The following is a 5,414-nucleotide window of genomic DNA, read 5'->3' as shown; positions in this document are numbered from 1 at the left end:
AAACGATTTCCGTGTAGCCCTTCAGCTTGCGGCAGCGGCTGGGATGCCGCAGCTTCCGCAGCGCCTTCGCCTCGATCTGCCGCACCCGCTCGCGCGTGACCTTGAAGATCGTGCCGACCTCCTCGAGCGTGCGCGGCGTGCCGTCGCCGAGGCCGAAGCGCAGGCGGATGACCTTCTCCTCGCGCCGCGACAGGGTGCTGAGCACGCGGTGCAGCTGGTCCTTGAGCATCGCGTGCGCGGCGACGTGGGACGGGGATTCGGCCGCGGTGTCCTCGATGAAGTCGCCGAGGCTGCTGTCCTCGTCCTCGCCGATGGGGCGGTCCAGGGACACCGGCTCCATGCTGGCCTTGAGCACCCCGTTGACCTTCTCCAGGGGCATGTCCAGGTTCTTGGCGATCTCGTCGGGCGAGGGGTCGCGGCCGAGTTCCTGGACGAGCTGCCGCTGGGCGCGGTTCACCTTGTTGATCGCCTCGATCATGTGGACCGGCACGCGGATCGTGCGGGCCTGGTCGGCGATGGCGCGGGTGATCGCCTGGCGGATCCACCAGGTGGCGTAGGTGGAGAACTTGTAGCCCTTGCGGTAGTCGAACTTCTCGACCGCCCGCATCAGGCCGCTGTTGCCCTCCTGGATGAGGTCGAGGAATTCCAGGCCGCGGTTGGTGTAGCGCTTCGCGATGGAGATGACCAGCCGCACGTTGGCCTCGATCATCTCGCGCTGGGCGGTCTCGACCTCCCGCCGTCCGTCCTCGATCTCGCGCGCGACGACCGAGAGCTTCTTGTGCTCGAGGCCGACCTCGCGCTCGACCTCCCCGATCTGCTTCTTGATCCCGCGGGCGACGGTGCTGCTCGCGCCCTTCAGGCGGGCGTCGAGGTCCTCGACCTTGCGGTGCACCAGGATCAGCCGGTTGGAGAGCTGGTCGATCTGCTGCGGCGACAGGTGGAGGTCCAGGAAGGTGTCCAGGATCTTGCGCTCGCGGGACTGGACCATGCGCGTCAGCGTGGCCGCGCGCGGGCCGGTGCGGTTCTTCTTCAGCTCGAGCTTGTGGGCGACCAGCTCCTCCTGCCACTTCTCGATCGCCTCGACGGCGTGCAGGATGCGCTGGCCCTCCTTGCGGGGCGAGTAGTGGACGTTCCAGGTGCTGCTGTCGTGCTGCACGACCTCGTCGACCTGGATGTTGTCGATGATCAGCTGGTTGCCGATCTGGCGCAGCTCGCGCAGGGTCAGGGTCGAGCGGATGGTCGCCTTGAGGACCTCGAGCCGGCCGGTCTCCATGCGCTTGGCCAGGTCGACCTCGCCCTGGCGGGTCAGCAGCGGCACGCGGCCCATCTCGCGCAGGTACATGCGCACGGGGTCGTCGAACTTCATCGTGCTGCGCTGGGCCTTGCGCTGCTGGGCGGTGCGGCGGCGCTGGCGCTCGGTCTCCTTGGCCCGCTTGAGGGCCGCTTCCTCGTAGTTGTCGTAGACCTCGATCTTGATCTCGAGGAGACGGTCCAGGACCCGGTCGTACAGTTCGGCGACCTGGTCCACGTCGCCGATGGCTTCGTTCACCTGGTCGAGCAGGAGGTAGCCGCCGTTGTCGCTGGCGATCTTGCGGATCCGATCGACCACGGCCTCGAGCTTCGTCTGTGCCATAGGCCTATTCCCCTCGTCCGCCGGCGCGTGTCCTGGTCCTGTCGCTGTCGCGGCGTCGTTTGCGGTCTTGTTCCAGCACATGGCGGCAGTCGCGGACGACACGCACGTGGTCGCCCGTGCTGCAGGCCTCCTGGTTCGTGAGCAGGTCCGTGACGAGCCGGCGGAAGCCGTCGTCGTGGGCGTGCCAACGTTCCTGGACGAATCCGGCCGGCGGCGGCGCGCCGCCGAGGCGGCGCTGCTCGCGCCAGGCCGCGAGTTCCTCGTGCAGCCGCCGCGCCGGTTCCAGCGCGAAGTCGGCTTCGGGCCACAGGTCCAGCATCGCCTCGGCCGCGTCCCCCGTCTCGTCGGCCAGGGCGTGGGCGAGCATCTGCTGCTCGACCGTCGCCGGGTCCACACGCAGCAGGCCCCGGTCAGGTTGCAGGGGCTGGGCCACGGTCCCCCCCGCCGGGTCGCTCCGCGCCGCGGCGGCGCCGGGGGCGCGGGGCGGTTCCGCGTGCCGGGCGACCGCCGCGCCGACCAGTTCCCGCGCCAGACCGAAGACCTCGGCCGCCTCGTCGACCAGCAGGGCCCGGCGGATCGGGTCGGGCACGCCGGCCACGGCCTCGATCGCGCGCTTGACCGCCCGTTCCCGCGCTTCGCGCCCCCGCCCGCTCTCGGCGGCGAGGTCGCGCAGCAGCTGCAGGTAGCCCGGGGCCGCCTCCAGGACCGCGGTCAGCGCCGACGCGTCGCGCCCAAGCAAGAAGGACGCCGGGTCCTCGCCGGGCGGCAACCTCCCGATGCGGGGTTCGAGCCCGCCGGCCAGGGCGGCGGCCGCGGCCTTGACCGAGGCCTTGATCCCGGCGGCGTCCCCGTCGAACAGGACGAACACCCGCGAGCAGCCCCGGCGCAGGATCTTCGCCTGCTCCTGGGTGAAGGCCGTGCCGCAGGTCGCGACGCCGTTGCCGAAGCCCGCTTGGGCCAAGGCGATCTGATCGAGGTAGCCCTCGACCAGGATGGCCGTCTTGTGTCGTGCGATGGGGATCCGGGACATGGCGAAGCCGTACAGCAACTCGCGCTTGCTGAAGTAGGGACCTTCGGCGGAGTTGAGGTACTTGGGCTCCCCCTCGCCCAGGATCCGACCCCCGAAACCCGCGATGCGCTGGGCGATGTTACGGACGGGAAAGATAATCCGGTTGCGGAAATAAGCAAAAGGCTCTCCGCCGTGCCCGGCGCGCACCAATCCGGTCCTCTGGGCGAGGTCGCGGTCGACGCCGCGGCGGGTCAGCCCCTCGACGAGCCACGACGTGGCGGCCGGCGCGAAACCGACGTCGTAACGGCGCAGGATCTCCTGCCCGAAGCCGCGGCCCTCGAGGTAGGCGCGGGCTTCGGCGCCCTCGCGCCCCCAGTAGGCCTCGCTCCACAGGGCGGCGGCCGCTTCCTGCGCGCGGAAGAAGGCCTGGCGCTCGCCCTCGGCCTCGTCGTTGTCCACCAGGAAGCGGGCCAGGTCCACGTCGAGGGGACGGGCCAGGATCTCCAGCGCCTCGGGGAAGGACAGCCCCTGCAGCTTCATCAGGAACGAGATGACGTCGCCGCCCTCGCCGCAGCCGAAACACTTGTAGATCTGGCGGTGGGGGTTGACGTTGAAGCTGGGGGTCTTCTCGCGGTGGAAGGGGCAGAGCCCGACGAGGTTCGTCCCGGCGGCGCGCAGCGTGACGTACTCGCGCACGACCGCCGCGATGTCGGTCTCTTCCTTGATGCGGGCAACGAGGTCCTTGGGCAGAACGGGTGACATCGGCGCGACGCTCCTGTGGCCCTGGTCCGACTCCTCGCTGCGCGCACGCCGCGATCGGCCAACGTACCAGTTTACCACCCGGAAGTCCAATTTCCAGGGCGCGGGCCCGCGTTCAGGCCAGGCGGACGACGGTCCGACCCTGCCCGCCCTGGTCGGCGGGGGCGTCCTGGAAGCCGGCGACGCGGGGGTCGCGGGCCAGGCGCTCCAGCAGGTAGGCGCGCAGGCGGCCGGTCCCGAAGCCGTGGATGACACCGATCTCGCCGGTGCCGGCCGGGATCGCCCGGTCGATGAGGCGGTCCAGCGCCTCCCAGCCCTCTTCCGCGCGGAAGCCGCGCAGGTCGAGTTCGGTCGCGTCGCAGCTCCCGGCGACCATTGATGGGAACGGGGCGACCGGCCGGGACGTCCCGTCCTCGCTCCCGCCGGTGGCGGCCGCGATCGCGCCGGCGGGCAGGGACAGGCGCATCCCCCCCGCGAGGACCACCAGCCGGCCGCCGCGGACCTCGACGACCCGCCCGTCCAGACCGAGGTGGGGCACGCGCACGCGGTCGCCCGCGGCGGGCGTCGCGACGGGAGGCTGCGGCGCCTCGGGCGGCAGGCGCGCGTCCAGGCCGGCCAGCTCGTCACGGGCGTCGCGGATGGTGCGGGTCCGCGGCCCCTCGCCGCGCAGGTCGCGCACCAGGCGTTCGAGGGTCCGGCGCGCCTCGGCCAGGAACTCCTCGCCCGCGCGGCGGGCCGCCGCCAGGGCGGCGGTCCGTTCGCGGTCGATGCCGGCGAGACGCAGCGACAGGGCTTCGTGCTCGCGGCGGGACGCCTCGACCAGCCGGCCGGCCTCGACCTGCCGCTCCTGCAGGTCGCGGGCCCGGGTGCCCAGCTCGGTCAGCAGGTGCTCGATGCGAAAGCGGTCCTCGCCGACGCGCGCGCGGGCCCGTTCCACCAGGCCGTCCGGGAAATCCAGGCGCGCGGCGATGGCGAAGGCGTGGCTCGCCCCGGGCACGCCCGCCCGCAGGGTGTACAGCGGCGCCAGGTTCGTCTCGTCGAAGTCCATCGCGGCGTTGACCATCAGCGGATGGTCGGCGACGGCGGCCTTCAGCAGGCCGGAGTGCGTGGTGGCCAGCACGAGCGCGCCGCGGTCGGCCAGGGCCTCGAGCACGGTGAACGCCAGGGCCGTGCCCTCGTCGGGGTCGGTGCCGCTGCCGATCTCGTCGCAGAGGACCAGGGAGTCGCCGTCGGCGCGGGACAGGAAGCCCGCCAGGTGGGACAGGTGCGCCGAGAAGCTGCTGAGCGAGCGGGCGATGGACTGGTCGTCGCCGAGGTCGACGTCGAGGCGCCCCAGCAGCGGCAGCCGCGTGTCCTCGCGCGCCGGCACGTCCCAGCCGCACTGCGCCAGCAGGCACAGCAGGCCCGCGCATTTCAGCGCCACCGACTTGCCGCCGGCGTTGGGGCCGCTGATCACCAGGACGCGCGCCCCGTCGGGCATGGCCAGGTCCAGCGGCACGACGTCCGCGCCCTCGCGGTCCAGCAGCAGCGGGTGGCGGCCGACGCGGACGTCCAGGGCGCCGCCCACGGCCAGCGCGGGGCGCGCGCCCCGCACCGCGCGGCTCCACAGCAGGGCGGCCCGCGTCTCGTCGACGCGCAGGGAGAGCTCGCAGGCCTCGCGCAGCGCGGGCGCCGCCGCCTCCGCCGCACGGTTGAGCTCCAGCAGGATGCGCTCGGCCTCGGCGGCGGCGGCCAGCCGGGTCTCGATCAGGTCGTTCTGCAGCGCGACGACCGCGGCGGGTTCGATGAACAGGGTGCCGCCCGTCGCCGAGCGGTCGTGCACGATGCCCTCGACCAGGCGCTTCGAGCCCGAGCGGACCGGCAGGCACAGGCGGTCGCCGCGCAGCGTGACCTCGGTGCCGGTCGTCCAGCCGCGCTCGCGCGCGTCGGCCATCGCGCGCTGCACGGCCGCGCGGGCCTGGCGCTCCTGCTCGCGCGCCTCGCGGCGCAGGCGCGACAGCTGGGGCGAGGCGT

3 protein-coding genes are annotated in these 5,414 nt (G+C 72.7%); all 3 read right to left on the bottom strand.

Annotated elements, in window-relative coordinates; all coding sequences use genetic code 11:
* A partial coding sequence (rpoD, locus tag Q7W29_09855; protein ID MDO9172124.1) for an RNA polymerase sigma factor RpoD occupies positions 1 to 1,633 on the bottom strand: 1,633 nt, incomplete at its 3' end.
* 4 nt (positions 1,634 to 1,637) lie between these two features.
* A complete protein-coding gene (dnaG, locus tag Q7W29_09850) occupies positions 1,638 to 3,404 on the bottom strand; it encodes a DNA primase (protein MDO9172123.1) in 1,767 nt (588 codons plus the stop codon).
* A 112-nt stretch (positions 3,405 to 3,516) separates the two neighbouring features.
* Positions 3,517 to 5,414 (bottom strand): Smr/MutS family protein (locus Q7W29_09845; protein ID MDO9172122.1); only part of this gene is annotated, 1,898 nt, incomplete at its 5' end.

The organism is bacterium, assembly GCA_030654305.1.
Lineage (GTDB): Bacteria > Krumholzibacteriota > Krumholzibacteriia > LZORAL124-64-63 > LZORAL124-64-63 > PNOJ01.
Note: the sequence above shows the minus strand (reverse complement) of the source record. Positions and strands in the feature narration are given on the sequence as shown.

Excerpts from the sequence above, each read along its gene's own strand:
- dnaG (MDO9172123.1), bottom strand. The coding sequence starts at position 3,404 with ATGTCACCCGTTCTGCCCAAGGACCTCGTTGCCCGCATCAAGGAAGAG.